We start from the raw sequence: 20,569 nt of genomic DNA on the forward strand, positions 1-20,569 counted from the left end.
TCGGCTCCTACAGTTGATCCGTTGTCTTGGGGCTATTTTCAGAGCTATTTACAGCTCCGGCAATACGCACTTCCATGCCTTCTTGCGGGTACTCAGGCAAAGTGATAACCACACGGTCGTCAGCATCAAGGCCACCACTGATCAGAAAAAACTCATCTTCTTCACGTACCACTTTGACTTGTCGAGGTTGCAGCAGGTTGTCTTTATTCACCACCCACACCGTCTGGTTATTCACCAGCTCTTGCGGCAGGCGGAAAATCTCTTTCAAAGTTTGTCCGGCGAACTGCACTTGCACATAGCTGCCAAACTTCAGCTTAGGCAATTGCCCGTGCATAGCGTAGGGATCGTTAACACGCACCACCAAGTTACTCATACGCGTAGCGCTGTCGACCACGCCTAAATCGCGATCGATCACGGCACTGCGAGTGAAACCGTTTAAACCCTCCCGGATAATGGTGGCTGGCGTGCCAGCAACACGCTGTGGTAAAAAGGCACTGTCAAAACCAGCCACGGGGACAATCACTTCCGCCGTCTCGATATTGTTAAGTTCAGCTACTTGGCTACCCACAGAAACGAACTGTCCTTGGCCTACGTTTCGGCTGATCACTAAGGCATCGTAGGGGGCGCGGACTTCGCAGTTGTCTAAATCACGCTGAGCACGCTTTAACGCTGCTTCTGCTGATTTCACAGCAGCTTTGGCGCTGAGCACCTGAGGTTCACGCAGGAATAATGCTGAACGCTTTACACCCGGCGTACGGGCAGCTTCGTCTTTGGCGACGTCTTGTTGTGCTTGCTCTTCAATTAATGCCGCTTGGGCCCGAGCAAGCTCTGCTTCGGCTTGTAATACCGCAGCTTCATAGTTATCTTTTTCAATAGTGAACAGCAGCTCGCCACGCTCAACAATACCGCCTGCAACAAAGCGTTCGTTCCAGCTTACCACCTCGCCGGTAACCTGCGCGGCAAGCTGAGTGCTTTCAAGAGGCTGTACCTCACCATATGTGGATAGCAACACTTGATGATCGTTGGCCGCAAGCTGCTCTACCTCAACGACTGGGCGTGTATCAACTTGCTTGGTCTCATCTGGCTTCTTTGCCGACACCATAACAGCGGCTCCAGCAAGCCCCGTTACTAACACGACTCCCAGCGCCACCAACAACTTTTTCAGTACCTTGTGCATACCCACTTACCTTGATAAATCTATACTCACGTTATATTAACAAGTTGCCGTGTATAAGTAAGGTGACATTTGTAAGGAAGTATTACTACTTTGCAGTTTCTTTACACCACGGCATCACCTGTAGCCATGACCGATAATACGTATCAACGAGATGGAGAGATTAGGTGACTTGAAAGGGCGACAAGAGAGGGCATAAAGTGGGGTATTTAAACGATGAAAAAGGCTGCATACGGGCAGCCTTTTTTACTTCGAACTTATGCCATAGCAGGACGATGACGGTAATATTGAATACAGGCTAATTGCGCCGCATTGGTCAATAAGATCATCACAAAGTTAAGAATATGCGACACGCTGGGCGCCGCCATATAAAGTTCAGCCGTCAGACCAAAGCACCCTGCCAAAAGCTGCAACATAAAATAGCGCGCACTCAAGTTACTAACATCACCACTGCGCAAAGTTTTATAGGTTTGTGGCATAACGCGAATTGAGCTCATAACCAGACCAACATACGTCAGAGCGATAAGCAGACTATCGGCATCAACGTAAGGGCTAGCCAATAAAGAGAACGGCGCCACGCTGAATAGTAGCATGTACAATAATTGCTTACGCTGCTTGGCTGCGGCATCGTAACGAAGAAAATAGTACAAAATAAGGCTACTGAGCATACCGGTCACCACAAAAGGTAAAACCATGTAGTAACGCTCAAAAAATAGGTTGAAGGCAATAAAGTAAATACTTTGCGCTACGCCAAAACTCATCATAAGCAAAGAAAGCCCAGAAACACTGCGGTTTTTGCGAACTTTATTTAGCATCGGCATAAAGCTAAAAGCTAAGATAAAAGACGAAATAATGGGCAAATACTCAGTCAAAGCAACCTCTTTTGTTAAACTAATCGTTAAAATAGAAAACAGGCCGTTAATAAACAAACAACTAATGTAAACGCATGATTATTAACAACTTTTTGAAGGCGCGCATTGTATAGATGCTAGCCTACTAAGCAATAGCAATACGGCACTCAACGCATCATGCAAACGTAAAGATATAATTACATTTTCAGCTTATGTTTACGCTTAACGAGTATGGTTGTATTATTTTTGATAATCGTTATTATTTGCATAACCGTCAGAAAGCTCGCTTAGTCCCATGCGTAAAACCCTATTTAAAATTCATAGCTGGTTAGCTCTTGCTGCCATGCTGCCATTACTGTTGATCAGTATCACTGGTGCTATTTTGGTGTTTAAAAGCGAAATAGATGGCTGGCTAATGCCGCAAAAACACTTTGCCGTCGCCAATACTGAACAGCGGTTGTCGCTTGATACGCTCACCGAGCGCATCGAACAACGTTATCCAGAACACGTTATTGCTGCGTGGGAAGTGTTTGATAATGACACTGCAGATAGAGTGTACACAATCAAAAAAGGCACCGAGGATTGGTACAAGTTCCACGTCAATCAATACACTGGCGAGACACTTTCTGAACCTGTTAGCACCACACATTACATTACCGATTTCTTGGTAGAGCTGCATTACACCTTTATGCTCAATGACTTGGACTCCTTACCGGGACAAACAGGAACAGTACTGGGGTTTTTCTTCGCACTGTTCTTACTGGTGTTAGGGGTTACGGGACTTATCATTTATCGCAAATTTTGGCGTCGTTTGTTCACTTTACGCTGGCGAGCAACGCTGCAAATTGTGCTCAGTGACATTCATAAAATGACGGGGGTTTTTGGCTCTCCCATTCTCATTATATTGGCGATCACCGGGGGCTACTTTAACTACGCTGTGTGGTATCACGAAGTAATTGAACATGCCGATGAAGAGCACCCTGTGGTGATGAATAAACAACATTCGGCAAACTTATCACTGCAGTCATTAATGGACGACAGTCGCACACAAATTGCCAGCTTTAAGCCAACTTTTATCACGTTACCTCATGAGGGAGATGACCATATTACCTTTTGGGGAGAAGTCGACAGCAGCAATCCGCTTTTCAGTGAATACGGTAATATGGTGACTTATAACCGTGACACAGGTGCCCATATGAGCAACTGGGATATCCGTGAGGTAGCATTTGGTTGGCAATTAATCGATAGCTTTCGCAAGTTACACTTTGGCTATTTTGCCGGTCTTGTTAGCAAAATCATCTGGGCGGTGATCGGTTTAAGCCCAGTTTGGTTGGCGGGCACAGGGTTTTACTTGTGGTATGTGCGAAGCCGCCGTAAGAAGGCTTCTAAGCGTAACCGTCGTACACAAACACACCACAAGCGGGCTTATAGCTAGGCTAAAAAGCCATTAAAACCAAGCGCGCTGGTCGGTTTCGATATGAAATAACAGTCGATCGGCCAGCATCCGTGCTTGCTGCTCAGGCATAAATGGCAAGGTGAGGCGCTTTGAAGCAAACTGAATACTAATGGTTGCAACCTGTGCTTTGGCCATTAATGTTGTTTGCACCACGCTGACCTGCTGCGCTTTAAAGAGCTCACACACCGTGAGCACACTGCCAATTAGGCCACTGCGATGGATTAAAAACTCCTGCCCTTGATGACTGACTAACTGCCAGCCAAGACGCTTGTATATACAATAATGATAAAGCGCTAAAGGCAGTATTAACAGCGCCAACGCAATGAACGCCCAATGTAAAAAAGCCGCCAATGAACAACTCACTGTAGCTAATGGCAATGCGGCCAATAAACCGACGCGATGCCAAAAGTAGCGCCGAGATACCGGCTGCAAATCACCGTCATAGTTAGCAAACCAAGGAAACATCGTTGCCATCATCTGGGTCATCTGCGCATGCGTTAACACCGGCAATAACAGCGATTGCTTATCCTGCTGATGTTTCGGGCCGAAGGTAGCCACTTGCGCAAAACTCAGGGTATAACGGCGCAATAATACCGCGACCCAGTTTTGCTTAATGGTCGCGCTTTGTACCTTGGTAAAACGCATACTGAGTTGCTGGCGCTCTAACAACCCAGCAACTCGACGAAAACGGGCCTGCTCGATAAAAAGTTCAAAATTATAAAACCGTAATAACGCCATGATCACTGAGCCACCGACAGTAAGTATCACTGCGGCGATAAGCAAAGTGATCAGGGTTAACTCTTCAGCGTATGCAGCCAAAAGGTCGTGAGCATTGAAAAAGGCATCTAAATTAGCGATCACCACTTGCTCAAATAGTCCATCGACCATATTCACAATAGGCATGAGGGCCGCTAGCGCCAGCAATGCCATATTCGACATCAACCCATATTTAGCCACTTCATGGTTCGGCAAGGCTAAATCAGCCGAGGTTGCTACTTGAGTCTCTTGCTCTGTATCAGCCTCCTCTTCATCACTGCGCTGCTTCGACGCTAAAATAAAGCGACGTAGTTGCTGCGCATGGGCATTACTCAAAGCGGGTAAGACTATCTCTTTGTCACTGCTACCAGCGGCGTCAAACTGGCAGTTTGTTCTTCCCAGAGGAGCAAAGTAAAAAGGCGTGGCAAGGTTAATATTTTGCACCCGTGCAAAACGTAACGCCAGACGCTCTTTAGTAAACACACCTTTATGAAGCAACACTTGAGCATCGCCTTGCACCCGAAAACGAAATGTTGCGTAATAAGCACAGCCATACGCAACTAATGCCAGCAGCGCGATTCCTCCACCCCATGTTGCCCAAAATATCTTACGTTCAACATTTACAACAAAGAGCACCAAGACCGGCAACATATTTAAGAAGCCATCAGCGATAAGTCGGTAACCGGTATTCACAATGAAATAAAGAATCGCCCATGGACTCAAGCGCTGCCACTGCTGCGCTGGTTCAGCTGTATTACTGCTATTATTGCTCATCGTTGTGGTACTGCTGTATAACGTCGCGCAGGGCTTGGTTTTGTTGATGATGCAACCCACTCATGGTTAGGTCGGCAGCAAAACCACCGGCACTAAATAACTGCAAGGTACTTACAGACCAGAGTCGCTCAAGTGGCCCATGATGAATTTCACTGTGCTGAATACGAGCAAAAGGAAGTAGGGTGGTTGTTCGCCAAATAACCCCCCGTTGATACATCACATCATGCTCGCGAATCGCATAACCGCTATGGCGATAAGTAAGGTACTGCCAGAATATGTGTAGGCATGCATAAGCTGGGAGAACGTAGGGCAACCAAGGCCGCAAAGCGGCAAAATCAAGCGGTCGCAAATAGGCAACAGCGGCTGTAGCAACGAGCAACCCCACTAACCACAACAGAGCCCTTGTTAGGCGATAACCTAACGCCGCTCCCGGCAAAGGTTGTAATTGCACGGTTTGGTGCTGTGGCAGGTGCTCAATCTGCTCATTACTAAATGACGAGCCCATAGACCGTTACTAGCCCCAGCGAATAATGGTTGCTAGTGTATGGCTTTGCTGCGCCGCAAGTTCAACTTTATCGTCAAGCACATTTGCGGCCTCTAAACACAGCATTTTGTGGTATTCGTCGTCCGCAAAGTTCGATAACCGCTGAGACTTATCTACCCAGGGATTCCATAAAACACACGAACGCGAGTTTTCCCGGGCAACCTCAATGGTGCCGTCAGGGGTGCGAATACGCTGCAATGGCTGTGCATCACTGTAGACCATATCGGTTTCACGGCCAAAGTGAACCACTTCTTGTTGCTCAAAGGGCCCTTCACCAAACTCGATGTACTGTGCCCCCTGCAAGCCGTCTACGGATGTTTGCGTAATATCTGGGGTCGGTAAGTAGCTATGCAGTGCTTGTGTTAGTTGCACTGGGCTGTCACCTAAGTTGGTGTTAGTCAACCGTACCTCGAGCTGTTTATCGCTCAGTACATATTCAACCTCTAACTTGGTGTTGTGAGGCCAATAGGTTTTATCCACCTTCGCCATCGGCAAAGACAAGCTGATGCGAATGGCGTCTTGTTCTTCTTTTACTTCTTCTGCACGCCATAACGATACTCGAGCCACACCATGAATGGGCCATTCGGGATTTTGATGCACTCCAAACCAAGGCCAACAGATGGGGATCCCGCCACGAATACTTTTGCCCTCTTGGTAATCCTCCTCGCTCGATACCCAAATAAGTGGTTTTTGGTTAGCTGGAGTGTATTCGGTCAGTTGTGCGCCTTGAAGAAAAATACGGGCTTGGCACAAGGGTGAATTAACCTGTAAGTATTCTAAACCCGACTCACATCGAGCAATAGTAACACTAGGTGAAAGCTGCATACTTCGTTCCTTCTTAAAAAAGCCAATGCAGCTTCACCATACCCAAATAATCATAATTAAGTAAATATATCGCGAAAATAATTCATCTCTCGGTCATGTTTTTACTTTGCATTTAGGTTTTAAAGCGCCCAACTAGAGCGGCCAATTGTTTCGCAAGCGCATCTAAACGCTGGCCACTGCTGTCTGTTTTAGTCGCCACCTCACTGACTTCATCAGCGGCGGTTTTAATCTCTACGACATTACGATTAATATCTTCCGCCACGTGCTGCTGTTCCTCTGCAGCCGTCGCTATCTGCGTATTGAGATCACTAATATCCATCACTGAGCGATTAATTTCCACAAACTGCTGTTGCGCCGCATTGGTTTGCTCAACAGTTTGGGTGCTGCGAGCCAAGCTTTGATTCATCTCCCCCGCAACCCTTTCGCTCATTGCTCTGAGCTTATCCAGTTGCGTGGCGATTTCTTCTGTCGATTGTGAGGTTCGTTGTGACAGCGCCCGCACCTCATCGGCAACAACGGAAAAGCCACGTCCATGCTCACCGGCACGGGCCGCCTCAATTGCGGCATTGAGTGCTAATAAGTTAGTTTGCTCAGCAATGGCGCGAATAACATCCAAAATGGAGGTAATACTTTCGCTCTCTTGTGCGAGCTGGGTAATGTCACTCGCCGCCGAGGTAATCGCCTGCGACAACTCAGTGACACTGGCCACGGCTTCGGTAATGACTTCTTGCCCTTGCTCGGAGGCATCGCGTGTTTGCTGCGCTAAATCGGCAGCATTGGCACAACTTTGCGCCACTTCATTTGCGGTTGCCGCCATTTCGTTAATGGCCGTGGCAGCCATTGCAAGTGCCTGCTGCTGCTGATCAGTATAACCGTTTAAGCTACTCGAAAGTGACAATGAATGTGTTGCGGCCTCATTCACTTCTTTCGCGGTGTCATTTATTTGTGCCACCAACTTGGCAATAGAAGTTAAGAACACATTGAAGTTCGCTGCCAAAGCACCCGTCTCATCTTTCGAGCTTACTTGCAGCCGCTGGGTAAGATCGCCATCTCCTTCGGAGATATCCTCTAAGCCTTTGCTAACAGTAATAATTGGGCCGCTGATAAGCCCCGATATGGTATTACCTAACAACGCAAATATCCCAGCAAGTACCAAGCAAACGATTATAATCGTCCACGTCATGGCGTTAGCCGCCGCCATCACCTCGCTTTGCGGTACTAAACCAATGAACTTCCAACCTAGCTGTGGCGAGGTATAGAGGTGGGCATAGTAGTCCTCACCGGCCAACGTCACTTCAAAGTCGCCATTACGGCTTTGCGCCAATTCGCTAAAAGCGCCGTTGCTGACTTGGGAGAATTGTTTAAAATTATGCTCTGGATCCTTAGGGTTAACTAATACCGTGCCGCTATCTTCTACCAGCATGAGGTAACCCGACTCACCCAAAGTGATTTTTTTAACCATATCGGTGAGTGCCTTTAACGACACATCCATCCCCTGCACACCCACGACTTGCCCGCCTTCTTTCACCGCTTTTACGGTGGACACGATTACCGTATCATCAGCAGCCCAATAATAAGCATTGGTGCGCACCGTCTCGCCATTTGCATTTGCACCATGTTGATACCACGGACGTTGGGTCGGGTCGTAGCGAGGGCCAACTGCTGATTGTGGCCACTGAATATAGCCGCCCTCTTGGTTGCCCATATACACATAGGCAAGGCCCGGATGGGTTTCGCCAAAATGACTAAACAACGTAAACGCCTGCCGCTCAATTTGCGAGCCAGCTAGCGCATCGAGTTCGCTGCTGGTGTCACTGTTTTTATACAGGGTGACATCCGTGGTTGCTGCCAACACTTTAGGATGTGAGGCGAGAAAGTCCACATCTTTCACAACCTCGGCAAAAAACGAACTGAGGCCTCTATCAATCTGGATGACTTCGCGATTAGTTAAGTCTTGAAAGTTACTCAGCGCTTGGTCACGCGCTTGATTAATAACAATAACAGCAATGATACCCAGAGGTAGAATAATTGCACTGACAAAGGCCAGTAATAACTTGCTTCTAATACTCATAGTTGTATTGCGCTAGGTAATAATGATTAACTTTAGTTTCAATAGCCTAAACTCGCCACGTTTTTATAAACCTTAAACGTAACGGTTTTTATCAAGGGGGTGTAGTCCGCTTGGTATTTAAAGGTATAATGGCTGCTTTAGTCAGTTGGAGGTTGGAAATGCAAAAGTATGACGAGTTATTAATTGCCCTGCGTAAGGTCATCCGCGCCATTGATCTGCACTCCAAACAACTGAACAAAACGTCCGGCCTCACTGGCCCCCAGCTGCTAATTATGCATGAAGTGGCACAAACCGACGGCATCACGGCCAGCCGCATTGCCCAAAATGTGAATCTTAGCCCGGCAACAGTCACCAATATTTTAGATAGGCTAGAGAGTCGAGCCCTGGTAAGCCGCGTGCGCAGCCAACTTGATAAACGCCGAGTGAGCTTATATTTAACCGAGCAAGGCAAAGCGCTGCTTGATCAGGCACCACAACCACTTCAAGATCACTTTATCGAGAAGTTCAGCAGTCTCTCTGAATGGGAACAAACTCTGCTACTTTCGTCGATGCAGCGCATCGCCGCAATGATGGACGCAGACAACATAGATGCCTCTCCGCTACTGGAAGTGGGTGCAATTACCCGTCAGGTTGACCCTGGAAAATCAGAATAACTCTAATATTAGTAAACACTTACACATTTCCCCAAAACGGTTCCTCTTGCTACACTAAAGCACGGTTTGGTATAGAGGGGTCGTATCTAGGATGATCCCTTAACGCCACTGGCCAGTATTTAATCTGGTTAATCAACTTCGAAAAATTCAAATACTTAGTCTAGGCTAAGTGATTATGGCAACAACATAGGGCAATTATGACTACGTTCAAGAAGACCGCATTGGCTCTTGCCATTACCTGTGTTTCTGGCACCGCAATGGCGAACCCAGAAATGGAGGCAATGAAGGAGCAACTGGCACAGTTGCAAAAGCAAATGCAGCAGTTGCAGAAAAAGCTTGATGCCGCTGAGCAAAGTGCAGAGCAACAAGCACAGCAGCAAGAAGAGATTAATACCCGTATTGCTCAACAAGAACAGCAGCTTGAGCAAACAGTGGCGATGGAAAAGAGCGCCGAGAAAGAAGATGGCATTCATGTTGGTGGTGCAGTACGTACTAACTTCAGCCATACCTCTTACGATGATGATAATAAAAATCGTGGCGGCGACTTTGACTTCGATATCTTCCGGTTAAATTTCTCTGGCGATATTGGTGATGTCGAGCTCAACGCTGAGATTCGCTTCTTCGACTACATGACGGCCGTGAAATATGCCTATGTTGGCTACGATTTCGCAGAAGACTGGCAAGTGCAGGCCGGTATTACCAAAGTGCCTTTTGGTAATTGGCCGTACAACTCACACAACTGGTTCTTCGGCACCACTTACTACATTGGTTTAGAAGATGACCATGACATGGGTGTGCTATTTAAGCGTAAAGTAGCCGATAACTGGCAACTCGATCTTGGCTTTTTCAAAAATGATGAGCTAGGTGGCGTTGATGGTTACGTCGATAATCGCAGTGATCGTTACTCTTATGATGTTGTTGGCTTTAGAAATGTGGGTGATGGTATCTACGCAGAGCCAACCAACCCGATTGGTGAATACAACACCTTTTCAGGTCGTTACGCTTATCACTTAGAGCATGAAGGTGGCAAAACTGAGATTGGTGTTTCTGGCTTAGCCGGTGGCCTGCATGATGGTAATGACCGTGCCGGAGATTACCAAGCGTGGGCTGTACACGTAAATAGCAACATCGGCCCCTGGAACTTCCAGTTGCAACACGGTGACTACAACTACGATATCGACAACGTCGATCGCATGGCGGTAGGTGCTTACTCCTTCTATGACAGTATTGCCGCAGAAGCCACAATGACCAACGCCAACATTGCCTACAGCCTCCCTGTTGAGTGGGGTCCGGTAACCAATCTGCAGTTTTACAATGACTACGGCATCATCTACGACAAGTCTGACAACAGCGAAGACACGTGGATGAACGTAACCGGCGTTTCTGTTGCCGCAGGCGGGTTATTCACCTACTTTGACTTAGTACATGCTAAGAATCAGCCATTTGTAGGGGGTTCTATTGCTGGTGACAGTGACGAAACAGAACGCCGCTTCAATATCAATATTGGTTATTACTTCTAAGTAGTGAGTGATTCAAAAAAAGGGCCTGATGGCCCTTTTTTATTGCCCTGTGCGACCCGATGTACCGTTATTTTATTTCACCGCACCTTAGATGGGTGTGAAGTCAGATATAACTAAATCTTATTTGAACAAACATTCAAATAAGCCTAGTCTACTCCCTATACACCAAAAGGAGATAGCGATGAAAGAATTTACTTTACATACCCCAGAGACCGCGCCAGAAAGCAGCAAACCCTTACTAGAGAAGTCACAACAAGCTTTTGGTAGTATTCCTAATTTGCACGCAGTCATGGCCGAATCGCCACAGCTTTTACACGGATACCAAGTATTGCATGAAGCCTTTTTAAACAGCTCATTCAATAATGCCGAAAAAACAGTGGTATGGCAGAGTATTAACGTTGAACACGAATGCCATTACTGTGTCCCTGCGCACTCAGCGATTGCCAAATCAATGAAGGTAGATGACGACCTTAATCAGGCTTTGCGTGACCAGGCGCCATTAGGTGATGACAAGCTAGAAGTACTGCGTGATACCACGCTCGAAATTGTGCGTCAGCGTGGTCACTTGAGCGATGAACAAAGTAAGACCTTTTTCGCTGCCGGCTATAGTCAGCAGAATTTATTGGATATTATTCTTGCTCTCAGCCAAAAAGTGATGAGTAACTACGTAAATCACCTCGCCGACACACCACTGGACGATGCCTTTAAACCTTTTGCCTAACACCATAAAAAGGGCTGCGCTTGCAGCCCTATTCGGTTTCTATATTTGTGCACCTTGGTGCGCGTCGTCAGCACGCCAACCATAATGTTGCGCCAATTGTGCAGCCTGTTGAGGCACATCGGTTGCTACAAACTGCTGATACAATACCTGAACGCCAATCATGTGATTAATCACCGCATCCAACTGCACCTTCAATGCATCATCAGTGTCAGGGGCATCGTGAAGGGCAAATAAATCCGCCACAGCTTGCGGGTCTAACAGGCCTGATTGTGCTAATGCCTCGTCGCTTAGGTACTTGTCAGCTAACTGCTTCATCGCTTGCCACTTTTTCTCATCGGTGTGAGCGGGCGGCGCCATAAAAGCAAACTTTTCCCGTTTATATAAGGTCTCCGGCAGTAACCCTTTCATTGCCTCACGTAACACGTATTTTTCTTTGTTGTCTTTAATACGCAGATGAGGAGGGATGTTAAAAGCAAACTCAGCAAGATGATGATCTAAGAACGCTGGCCGCGCTTCCATCGAGTTAGCCATATCGACTCTGTCACCACCCCAGGTGAGAATCTGCCCTTCGAGCATGGTTTTAATCCATACATACTGCGCCTTATCGAGAGGGTGACGCCCTGCTAACATATCGTTGTCAAAGGTGGCCGCAATGGCTTTGCCAGCATCATAATCAGCTAAGGCTGTTTTATGTTGCTCAGCCACCAACCCATCGGCGAACTCACCACAAGCCAGCCAAGGTTGTAAACAACTGGGGGTAAAACCAACTAGGCTTTCCAAGGCCTCATTACGACACTCATTGCGCGAGAGCATCGCGCCCTTAAAGAGCTTATTGGTTTTTTGTAACATGCTCTGCCACTTTGCGCGCTCATCGGCATCCACTTCATCCATACCATAAAGGAACAAGTCGTTACGGAACGAAGGGTAGCCAGCAAAGAGCTCATCAGACCCTTCTCCAGTCATCACCACTTTATAGTTTACGTCGTTCACTTGCTGGCTCATGAGGTATTTTGCCACACCTAAGGTGTTGTAAATGGTGCGCTCGGTATGCCATAAGGTGCGCTCAAAATGACTGTAAAGCTCATCACCGCTGAGTGACATGATGTGATGATCGGCCTGCGTGGCTTCGGCCATTTCTTTTGCTATGGGGGTTTCATCATAATCGTCGCTATCAAAGCCGATGGTGAATGCCTTGATAGGTTGCTGACTCGCCGCCGAAGAGAGCCCGAGAATCGCGCAAGAATCAATGCCACCCGACAGGTAACAGCCAACTGGCACGTCTGCTGTTAAACGCAGCTGCACCGCTTCTAGTAACTTTTCGCGGACTCCTTGTATATACAACTGTTCATCGGCGTCATTTTGGTGCTCCTCAGCGCGGGGAAAGTTAACGTCCCAATAGCGATTATCCGTGATTTGCCACTGCCCATTTTGCCGTTTAAAACTGACAACATGACCCGGCTTGACTTGGTGTACGTCAGCGAATGCCGTGCTCCCCGGCACCATCACTTGAATAAGCTGATGATAGAGCCCAGCACTGGAAAACTGTCGCTTAACCTTGGGGTGCGCAAACAGCACTTTTAACTCTGAGCCAAACACCACTTCGTCTTGTGTTTGCGTGTAATACAGGGGCTTTATCCCGAAGCGGTCACGCACTAAATGCAGTGTGTCTTCTTTGTTGTCATACAGTGCAAAAGCAAACTCCCCACGCAGTTGCTCCAGCATCGCTTGCATCCCTTGGCGCTGATAAAGATGGAGCACAATTTCTGAGTCACTTTTCGATTGAAAACGAGCGCCTTGAGCCACTAAGTCGGCACGAATTCGGGCATAATCATAGAACTCGCCGTTGTGTGTAAGCATCAGTTGCTCATCACTGTTCATAAAAGGCTGTCGTGCTCGTTGCTCATTTAGGTCAATAATAGAAAGGCGGGCATGACTAAAGCCGATGCCTTTACCCTCAATACGACGGTAGCCGAAACCATCGGGGCCGCGATGGTGTTGGATAGCCGCCATATTGACAAGCAGCTGTGGATCAATGGATTGAGTTGGATCGAGATTAAATACTCCCGCTATACCGCACATGTAAAATCCTTACTAAATTAAACTGCTAGCTAAATGACATCCATCACTGTATCGGCTCGCTGCACCATACAAGTGAGAAGTGCCATGCGTAAAAATACTGCGCCTCGCGCTTGGGAGAAATACCAATTATGAGGCGTATCATCTAAACAGGTGGAGAGCTCTTCACCTCGAGCTAAAGGGTGCAAGATGATGGCGTCTTTTTTCAGCTGAGATTTGCAATTGAGGCCGTATTTTTTGCCATAGGTTTCAAAGCTATCGCCTACCCAAGCAATGGCATTGATGTACACCACATCTAGCTGAGGCAGAACCTCATCCATCTCCTTGCTGGTACGAATATGGATACCGGCATCGATGAGTTGCTGTTTTTGGCCAGAGTCGAATATGGTGTTTTCATCTTGGTCGTTGAGTAATACTATTTCATCGACAATCTCGGGGAAATGCACAAACATTTTAAGCAGACTACGCACCGTGCGCATTTGATTCGGAACACCAACAATGCCGATTTTGAGCTGGCGAAAATCCTCATGCTCTGGATTAAGTAGCGCTGGACACCATTTGAAAATAGTGTATAGGTCGGACATTGCTTGTGTTGGGTGTTCATCAATACCGTTACCGGCATTAATAATAGGAATACGCAGCGGCCCAACCATCTCCGCTATAGACTCATTGGCATTGTCTCGCAGTACCACACAGTCGCCGTAGTTATTAAACATCTCTGCGACATCGGCGAGAGACTCCCCTTTGGCAATGCCTGTAGAGGAGCGATCGGTAATTGACATGATATCGCCACCTAGGCGGTGCCAGGCACTTTCGAATGATAACCGCGTACGCGTACTTGGTTCATAAAAAGCACTGATGAGAATCTTCCCTTGCAGCGGCGAGCGATAGCGTGCAGGGTTACTTTCATACTTCGCAGCCAGACGAAATAGCTGCACCAAAATATCGCGGTTCAACTGATCAGCACTGATGATATGCTGATTTTCGACTTGATGGAGTAAGTCTCCATCCTCTTCAATTGCTCGTAATAACGCTTTCGGATGAGCATCACCGTAAACATCAGGTCGAGCTCTATCAAAAGCGGCTTTTTCAATGGCGAGGGCACTTACCATAATTTTCCCTTAATATGATCGCGAACAAATAAGGTCACGAGTAAAATAGGACACAACAACGCCAGCACCAGAGCGGCGTATATCAACAGAGAAAACAAACTGCTAGAGATCATGGTTGTCCTCCGTTGGTGTCTTTAGTTGCTGCCAATTAAAGGGCGTGTTATTCAGCTTGCATGCAATGATGCAAACCACCAAGGACACGGCACAGGAAATTAATGCCGCGACGTAAAAACCAATTGCAAAGTAACCAATCAACCCACTTGTTGTGCCCAAGAGCATGGCCAAACCAGCACTTTTGCCAATTAAGCGGCGGTAATATAAGCCAAGTACGATGGGCCAAATGGTGCTCGCAACGAACGCACCGGCAAAATTAAGTAAGGCACCCAGAGTCGCTAGTTTGGGCAGGCACAACACCCATGTAGCGACCCCTAGAATGACGATAACTCGCTTACCGATACGCATTAACGTTTCAGAGTCAGCATCAGGATTAATATGCTTGTTATAAATATCCTGAGTAATAAGGTCAGAGGTGGCTGCTAAAAGTGAATCAAGACTCGAGGCAAGCGCGGAGAAAACAATGATAAACAGTAAAATAGCGCCCCCATAACCAAGCACATTCGCCGCCACCATGGGGCCGACCATATCCGCACTGGGAGGGAAAATACCTAAGGTTGGCGCAGCAAGGGCAATAAACCCTGTCACTATGGGTATCGGCAACCATAATAATCCGGCGGTGAAGTACGCTTTTTTAGCGGTATCAACACGAAAGGCAAAAGCCCGTGACCACCATACGTTAGAGTGAAAGATCTCTCCTAAGCCAAAAAAGATGTTGTTAAACAAAAACAGTAATGCCGCAGGAAACAATAAATCCAACAGCATGGGATGCTCTGCGGCGAGGTTCTGATGCACCGTTTCCAAGCTGTAGTTATCGATCACCACACCAGCCACAATGATCACGCCAATCACGATAATCAGCGCTTGAATAAAATCGGTAGCGATCACCGCGCGCATCCCACCGAATAAGGTGTATAGCACGCACATGGTGAGGATTACAGTCATCCCCAAGTGATAATCTAGGCCACTGAGTGATTCCAGTAAAATCCCCCCTGCCATGCCTAAACTGACTAGCCAGCTAAAAGCGTAAACCAAGGAAATAATGAGAAATATGCGCCAACTAAAGCGACCAAAGCGTAAGCGAATAAAGTCGCCACTGGTAAACCCTGTGGGCAACAGCCGCTTAATGCGTTGACTAAGCGGAGCAAATAACAGCAGCCCTAACGCGGCAAAGGAGTAACCTACCATCCCCCAAATACCAAATTGGTACGTCAATTGTGGTGCCACCAAGGTGGTATTACTGGTGACCCAGGTTGCCATCGCGGTGGCGGTTGCAAAGGCAAAGCCAACATTACGTCCTGCCAAAGCAAAGTCTTCATGGGATTTAATATGACGTCCAAGCCACCAGCCGAAAACAACCCAAACGATAGCAAAAATAGCGGTGATAATGAGCGCAGTTTGCGTATCTAACATGCTACTTCCTAAGAATCCGGCGCTCGGTTATCGGCTACATAGCCCCGCATTAGCACCAGGAACAAAGCGATGAAAAGCACCAAGCCAAGCGTAAATAGCGGCCAAACCAAAGTCATACTGTGGTGCTGCACAACAACAGTGGCGCTGTCGCTGAGTGCTTGACCCTCTGCAACTAAATTAACGGTGTAATGACCCTCTGCCAAACCACTAATAGTAACGGCTTGCTGGCCATTGACTGCAGCTTCTATGGGAAACAGGTGGGAATCAGATTCAATATGCAAGTGCGCATTGGCTAATATAGAGGTGAGTTCTTGCTCACTAAGGGCCAAGGACGGTGCAGCACGCAACTTTACATCAAAATAGCCGGCGCTGACGTTCTGCTCTGCGGGTTCAATAACAATAGGACGCTGACTCTGCGCACCAGCCACACCCCATCCCATTGCAAGCGCAAAGATGGTGAAGCTTACCAATACACACTGACTTAGTAATTTCATACTGCCGCAGGCGTCCCTAATGCGTAAAAATTAACCCTAACACTCAAATTTTTTGAATTCAAACTAAGCATTTAATTAAAAAAGTTTAGTGAAATAAGCCTAGTACATCTTTATGCAATTGCTGTTAACCCACTTTTTTATTTGAGTTATTAGCAATCTTTGTGACTTTTTTATCGCCTTTACGCGTCGCTTTGACTAACCCAGAACTGGTTGCTTGGGTGGCAACGCAGGCCAGCAACAAGTTGGCTCCGGCCTCTACGTCATGCCAATGCGACCACTCATCAGGGGCATGGCTTATGCCATTGACCGAAGGGATAAATATCAGCCCAGTTTCTGTGAGACTGGTAAAAAACTGACAATCATGGCCTGCACCACTGGGCATACGTTGATAGTTCAGCCCCAGCTGCTGCGCTTGCTCGGCAATAAAGTCTGTTAACACAGGGCTGCAATGCTGCGGTGCTAACCAACTTACCTGCTCGTATTCAAACATTAATTGATGGCGTCGAGCGATAGCAGAAAGGGCTTTACGGCAGGCTTGGCTCAACGCCTCCATGATATGTTGGTCCATATCACGAACCACTAAGGTGAAATCCACCTCACCGGCAATAGTGTGGGCAAACCCGGGCTTTAACTCAGCTTTGCCTACGGTAATACGGCTGTACTCAGTGCCATCTTCATCAATAATACGGTTTATTTCATGGGCAAAGTCCGCCAGCCCCATAAACGCATCAGAACGCATTTCCATCGGCGCGGTGCCCGCATGGTCGGCCTTACCCACCAGCTTCACAATCCACTTAAATACACCAGAAATGCCATCAACAACGCCAATTTGTATACCAGTTTGGTCAAGCACAGGGCCTTGTTCGATATGCAGTTCAATAAAGCATTTTAAATCCTCTGGGCTAAACGCTGCGCTCAGCGCTTGCATAGGATCAAGGCCGCAACTTTTCATAGCGTCACTAAGTAGGTAGCCGTCTGCATCATGCATAGTGAGAATATCGTGCGGGGTTAATTTGCCCGTCAGTGCTTGCGCACCAAACATCCCGCCAAAGCGCCCTTCTTCTTCTGCAGTAGCAACTACCCGCACAGGGTGTTTTAAGGCAACGTCATGGTGTTTCAATACCCGTAAACATTCGAGCCCAGCAATCACCCCCAAAGTGCCATCAAACATGCCCCCCGCAGGCACGGAGTCAAGGTGTGAGCCGACTACAACCGCACTGGCATTTTCTGGTCCATACTCAATGTGTACATTGCCTGCACCATCCATGTGGGTGCGAAAGCCTTCGCTTTGGGCCAAATCCATGAGCCAATTGCGCGCCTCAAAATCGGCGGCGCTAAAGCCAGGACGATAAATTCCCTTATCTTCCTCGTTATACCCGATCCGCGACAAAGTAAATAAAGTCTCTTTTAAGCGTTCGATATTAACGTTGTACATACTCCCTCCAAAAGCAGAACAGCTGTCCCCACAGTGTAGAAGAAAGCGCCTGTTTGTCAGGTGAACACGTCATATTGCCTGTTATTTCCGACACATGGGCTTATTAGTAAGGAAAGACACAACAGCAAACTGGTCTGAGTTGTACTTAAAACACAAACAATATGTGGAAAAGTTAATGCGAACCATTATCATACGCACCTTCTTAAATAGGAGCACATTGTGAAAAGCAGTACAATTTACTCATTATTACTATGCAGTTTTTATGTTTCCGCCAACCCCTCTTCTCTTCAAGAGCCCATTCGAGAAATAGAAGTGATCACCGTTGAGGGTCAGCAGCTGTATTTAAAGAAGCGTGAAATCGAGCATGCCAAAGGGTTTAGCAACGCCGATATTTTCTCCACCTTTGCCAGCATTGATGCCAACAATTTACGTAATGAAGCGGGGGCACTCGATATTGGTATTCGCGGCGTGCAAGGCGAAGGGCGAGTACCCATTTTTATTGATGGAAGTTTACAATCGACCCACACTAACCGGGGGTATATGGGTACTTCTGAGCGCACCTACATTGATTCAGATCTCCTCAGTACAGTGCACATCAGCAAAGGAACCAGTGTCAGTGCAGCGCCTTTCTCAGCCGGTGCGATTGGTGGTTCCGTGACTATGACCACGCTAACACCCGCTGATATTGTTAGTGGAGGTAAGCAGTATGGTGGGCTAATTAAGCTTAAAACCTACAACAACAATAAAATGCCCAACGTCAGCGATGATGCAAAGCAACAAAGTTATTATCAGATTAGCAATGACAGCGATGTCACCGATTTTAATCACGGCTCTATGCTTGTAGCGTCTGCGTTCGCCGGTCCACAACTCAGCGCCGTACTTGCGTACAGCGATAAGAAAACAGGGAATTACTTTGCCGGCTCTCATGGCTACCACGAATTTGTCGAGTACAACGATTGGGGCGACGTTTTACCGCCAGTAAACCGTGGCGGTGAAGTGGTTAATACTAGCTTTGAGAGTCAATCGGCTCTGGCCAAACTGAGCTACCAGCCCAGCGATGAGCACCTATTTGAACTCAATACCCGCCACCATCAGCAAAAAGCCGGGGAGATGCTCGCGTCTTATTGGTATAAACAGCGGGCTGACGATATTTGGCAACTTCCAGATGGCTCTTGGGAAGTCATGCCCGAAGGCGTCGAAACCATGCCACAGTGGCAGCCCGGCACGGCACAGGTTAATACAGTGAGTGCTAGCTACCGTTTTCTACCGACAAATAATGCGCTTTTCGATGTTCGCCTGAACGCTTGGAGCACACATGCCAAGTTAGAGCAATACAATGCGCTAGGCAGTAACTTTGGCCCCAATGCCCTGCAATACTTCCACAAATACACGAATAAACGTCATGGTATTGGCGCATACAATACCGCCTCTTTGATGCTCGCCAACACGTTACCGACTACGCTCACTTATGGCTTGTCTTGGCAATCTGAACGTTTGCAGCCAGAAAAGGACGCTGCTAATTACTTTTATGGAGACCAGCCCACTTCTCGCAATGGTAAACAAGTGAAGCGCAGTGCGTTTATAGATGCTGAATTTGATCTTGCGCCGTTCGAGTTAGCCCTTAACTTTAACCATCACGATTCCGAAACTGAAGATTACCAAGGTCATTACAGACTCGAGTTCAACGGCAAAACTGACGCAATCGCACAGCTAACCTATCGCTTTTCCAATAACGCCTATGTATTGGCTAAATATAGCAGCGCCTATCGCATGCCGAATGTCTATGAAACAACCGTCTCCAATGAGGTGTTTTCATATTCACCTTACTACCCACTCTCACCGGAGCAAACGAAATCATTTGAGCTAGCTCTGGGTCAGCAACTCTCCGACTTACTAACGCCAAAGGACACCCTTGCCTGGTCAGCCACCTATTTCCACACCCGTATTGATGACATGCTAGGAACCGCGCAGTTAGCCAATCCAGACCCTCAGGCGCAGGGATGGCAAAAATCAGCATTCACCTTTACCAATTACGATAGCTTTACCCTTCCTGGTATTGAATTAACAGTTAATTATCGCGGTGCCCAATTCTATGGCTCTATCGCTTATACCCAATATACGGGGGCACAGATCTGCGCCACTGATGCGGCTGCGTTTAACGACGCTCAGCGCTGCAGTGCGCAAGGTTTCTCTGGCAGCCTAACGCCACTGCGTATTCCACCGAAACGAAAGTTGGTTGCCACTCTAGGTAAAACCTTCTTTGCTGATACGCTTGATGCTGGCCTGATTTACAAGGGGCATTCGCAAAAATATCATCCGGGCGGATTTTTAGTAGGCACCGGAGTTGATGCATTACAAAGGATCCCTGCCAGTTACCAGCTAGATATGTACCTTGATTACAAGATAAATGACGCACTATCAAGCTCCCTTGCTATCACTAACGTAACCGATCGATACGTGGTTTCCTCGGGATCAATTGTTGCCATGCCAGAGCCGGGACGAACTGTCACGGTCGCTTTGGAAGTGAAACTTTGATGGTCACTCACCAGTGCCGCCATGCGCTGGTGACTCACATTCACA

Annotated in this window: 16 protein-coding genes; 5 read left to right on the forward strand and 11 right to left on the reverse strand. The window is 47.4% G+C overall.

Going from position 1 to position 20,569, the window contains the following annotated elements:
- Nucleotides 1-7: 7 nt before the first annotated feature.
- Nucleotides 8-1,102: an efflux RND transporter periplasmic adaptor subunit gene (locus tag MHM89_RS16835; protein WP_238319660.1), complete on the reverse strand. Its 1,095-nt coding sequence runs from the start codon at nucleotides 1,100-1,102 to the stop codon at nucleotides 8-10.
- A gap of 329 nt (nucleotides 1,103-1,431) precedes the next feature.
- Nucleotides 1,432-2,046 carry a PQ-loop domain-containing transporter gene (locus MHM89_RS16840; protein ID WP_040643146.1) on the reverse strand — a complete coding sequence of 205 codons (615 nt, stop codon included), beginning with the start codon at nucleotides 2,044-2,046 and terminating at the stop codon, nucleotides 1,432-1,434.
- 274 nt (nucleotides 2,047-2,320) lie between these two features.
- On the opposite strand from MHM89_RS16840, the gene MHM89_RS16845 reads away from it, so the two are divergent.
- Complete coding sequence (locus MHM89_RS16845; RefSeq protein WP_239409300.1) at nucleotides 2,321-3,460, forward strand: PepSY-associated TM helix domain-containing protein; 1,140 nt, start codon at nucleotides 2,321-2,323, stop codon at nucleotides 3,458-3,460.
- Between the two features lie 12 nt (nucleotides 3,461-3,472).
- Here MHM89_RS16845 and MHM89_RS16850 read toward each other — a convergent pair whose 3' ends face one another.
- From MHM89_RS16850 to MHM89_RS16865, 4 genes are all read right to left on the reverse strand, one after another.
- Nucleotides 3,473-5,011, reverse strand: a complete 1,539-nt coding sequence (locus MHM89_RS16850) for a PH domain-containing protein (RefSeq protein WP_239409301.1) — start codon at nucleotides 5,009-5,011, stop codon at nucleotides 3,473-3,475.
- A complete protein-coding gene (locus tag MHM89_RS16855) occupies nucleotides 5,001-5,516 on the reverse strand; it encodes a PH domain-containing protein (RefSeq protein ID WP_239409302.1) in 516 nt (171 codons plus the stop codon). Before MHM89_RS16855 ends, MHM89_RS16850 begins: the two co-directional genes overlap by 11 nt.
- A 9-nt stretch (nucleotides 5,517-5,525) precedes the next feature.
- Complete coding sequence (locus MHM89_RS16860; protein WP_239409303.1) at nucleotides 5,526-6,380, reverse strand: D-hexose-6-phosphate mutarotase; 855 nt, start codon at nucleotides 6,378-6,380, stop codon at nucleotides 5,526-5,528.
- Between the two features lie 112 nt (nucleotides 6,381-6,492).
- Nucleotides 6,493-8,451, reverse strand: a complete 1,959-nt coding sequence (locus MHM89_RS16865) for a methyl-accepting chemotaxis protein (RefSeq protein ID WP_239409304.1) — start codon at nucleotides 8,449-8,451, stop codon at nucleotides 6,493-6,495.
- Nucleotides 8,452-8,609: 158 nt separating this feature from the next.
- Between MHM89_RS16865 and MHM89_RS16870 the strand changes: the two genes are divergently transcribed.
- The 3 genes from MHM89_RS16870 to MHM89_RS16880 all read left to right on the forward strand — a co-directional run bounded on the left by MHM89_RS16870 (nucleotide 8,610) and on the right by MHM89_RS16880 (nucleotide 11,345).
- Nucleotides 8,610-9,104, forward strand: a complete 495-nt coding sequence (locus MHM89_RS16870; RefSeq protein ID WP_022944948.1) for a MarR family transcriptional regulator — start codon at nucleotides 8,610-8,612, stop codon at nucleotides 9,102-9,104.
- A gap of 197 nt (nucleotides 9,105-9,301) precedes the next feature.
- Nucleotides 9,302-10,624, forward strand: a complete 1,323-nt coding sequence (locus MHM89_RS16875; protein ID WP_022944947.1) for a porin — start codon at nucleotides 9,302-9,304, stop codon at nucleotides 10,622-10,624.
- A gap of 181 nt (nucleotides 10,625-10,805) precedes the next feature.
- Nucleotides 10,806-11,345 (forward strand): carboxymuconolactone decarboxylase family protein, encoded by a 540-nt coding sequence (locus MHM89_RS16880; protein WP_022944946.1) that lies wholly within the window; start codon nucleotides 10,806-10,808, stop codon nucleotides 11,343-11,345.
- Between the two features lie 39 nt (nucleotides 11,346-11,384).
- On the opposite strand, the gene asnB is transcribed toward MHM89_RS16880, so the two are convergent.
- From asnB to MHM89_RS16905, 5 genes are all read right to left on the reverse strand, one after another.
- Nucleotides 11,385-13,424, reverse strand: a complete 2,040-nt coding sequence (gene asnB, locus MHM89_RS16885) for an asparagine synthase (glutamine-hydrolyzing) (protein WP_239409305.1) — start codon at nucleotides 13,422-13,424, stop codon at nucleotides 11,385-11,387.
- A 29-nt stretch (nucleotides 13,425-13,453) separates the two neighbouring features.
- Nucleotides 13,454-14,533: an aspartate carbamoyltransferase gene (locus MHM89_RS16890; protein WP_239409306.1), complete on the reverse strand. Its 1,080-nt coding sequence runs from the start codon at nucleotides 14,531-14,533 to the stop codon at nucleotides 13,454-13,456.
- A 102-nt stretch (nucleotides 14,534-14,635) separates the two neighbouring features.
- Nucleotides 14,636-16,060 (reverse strand): sodium:solute symporter family protein, encoded by a 1,425-nt coding sequence (locus MHM89_RS16895; protein WP_239409307.1) that lies wholly within the window; start codon nucleotides 16,058-16,060, stop codon nucleotides 14,636-14,638.
- A gap of 8 nt (nucleotides 16,061-16,068) precedes the next feature.
- On the reverse strand, nucleotides 16,069-16,554 hold the full coding sequence (locus MHM89_RS16900) for a hypothetical protein (protein WP_239409308.1): 486 nt from the start codon (nucleotides 16,552-16,554) through the stop codon (nucleotides 16,069-16,071).
- A 124-nt stretch (nucleotides 16,555-16,678) separates the two neighbouring features.
- Nucleotides 16,679-17,989, reverse strand: a complete 1,311-nt coding sequence (locus MHM89_RS16905; RefSeq protein ID WP_239409309.1) for a Zn-dependent hydrolase — start codon at nucleotides 17,987-17,989, stop codon at nucleotides 16,679-16,681.
- Nucleotides 17,990-18,208: 219 nt separating this feature from the next.
- Between MHM89_RS16905 and MHM89_RS18945 the strand changes: the two genes are divergently transcribed.
- Nucleotides 18,209-20,524 (forward strand): TonB-dependent receptor, encoded by a 2,316-nt coding sequence (locus MHM89_RS18945; protein ID WP_239409310.1) that lies wholly within the window; start codon nucleotides 18,209-18,211, stop codon nucleotides 20,522-20,524.
- The last annotated feature ends 45 nt before the right edge of the window (nucleotides 20,525-20,569 follow it).

It is taken from the genome of Pseudoalteromonas sp. CNC9-20, from assembly GCF_022347875.1.
Taxonomy (GTDB): Bacteria; Pseudomonadota; Gammaproteobacteria; order Enterobacterales; family Alteromonadaceae; genus Pseudoalteromonas; species Pseudoalteromonas ruthenica.

Coding starts and splice junctions, on each gene's coding strand:
- MHM89_RS16835 (WP_238319660.1), bottom strand. CDS start 1,102: ATGGTGTCGGCAAAGAAGCCAGATGAGACCAAGCAAGTTGATACACGC.
- MHM89_RS16845 (WP_239409300.1), top strand. CDS start 2,321: ATGCGTAAAACCCTATTTAAAATTCATAGCTGGTTAGCTCTTGCTGCC.
- MHM89_RS16850 (WP_239409301.1), bottom strand. CDS start 5,011: ATGAGCAATAATAGCAGTAATACAGCTGAACCAGCGCAGCAGTGGCAG.
- MHM89_RS16855 (WP_239409302.1), bottom strand. CDS start 5,516: ATGGGCTCGTCATTTAGTAATGAGCAGATTGAGCACCTGCCACAGCAC.
- MHM89_RS16860 (WP_239409303.1), bottom strand. CDS start 6,380: ATGCAGCTTTCACCTAGTGTTACTATTGCTCGATGTGAGTCGGGTTTA.
- MHM89_RS16865 (WP_239409304.1), bottom strand. CDS start 8,451: ATGAGTATTAGAAGCAAGTTATTACTGGCCTTTGTCAGTGCAATTATT.
- MHM89_RS16870 (WP_022944948.1), top strand. CDS start 8,610: ATGCAAAAGTATGACGAGTTATTAATTGCCCTGCGTAAGGTCATCCGC.
- MHM89_RS16875 (WP_022944947.1), top strand. CDS start 9,302: ATGACTACGTTCAAGAAGACCGCATTGGCTCTTGCCATTACCTGTGTT.
- MHM89_RS16880 (WP_022944946.1), top strand. CDS start 10,806: ATGAAAGAATTTACTTTACATACCCCAGAGACCGCGCCAGAAAGCAGC.
- asnB (WP_239409305.1), bottom strand. CDS start 13,424: ATGTGCGGTATAGCGGGAGTATTTAATCTCGATCCAACTCAATCCATT.
- MHM89_RS16890 (WP_239409306.1), bottom strand. CDS start 14,533: ATGGTAAGTGCCCTCGCCATTGAAAAAGCCGCTTTTGATAGAGCTCGA.
- MHM89_RS16895 (WP_239409307.1), bottom strand. CDS start 16,060: ATGTTAGATACGCAAACTGCGCTCATTATCACCGCTATTTTTGCTATC.
- MHM89_RS16900 (WP_239409308.1), bottom strand. CDS start 16,554: ATGAAATTACTAAGTCAGTGTGTATTGGTAAGCTTCACCATCTTTGCG.
- MHM89_RS16905 (WP_239409309.1), bottom strand. CDS start 17,989: ATGTACAACGTTAATATCGAACGCTTAAAAGAGACTTTATTTACTTTG.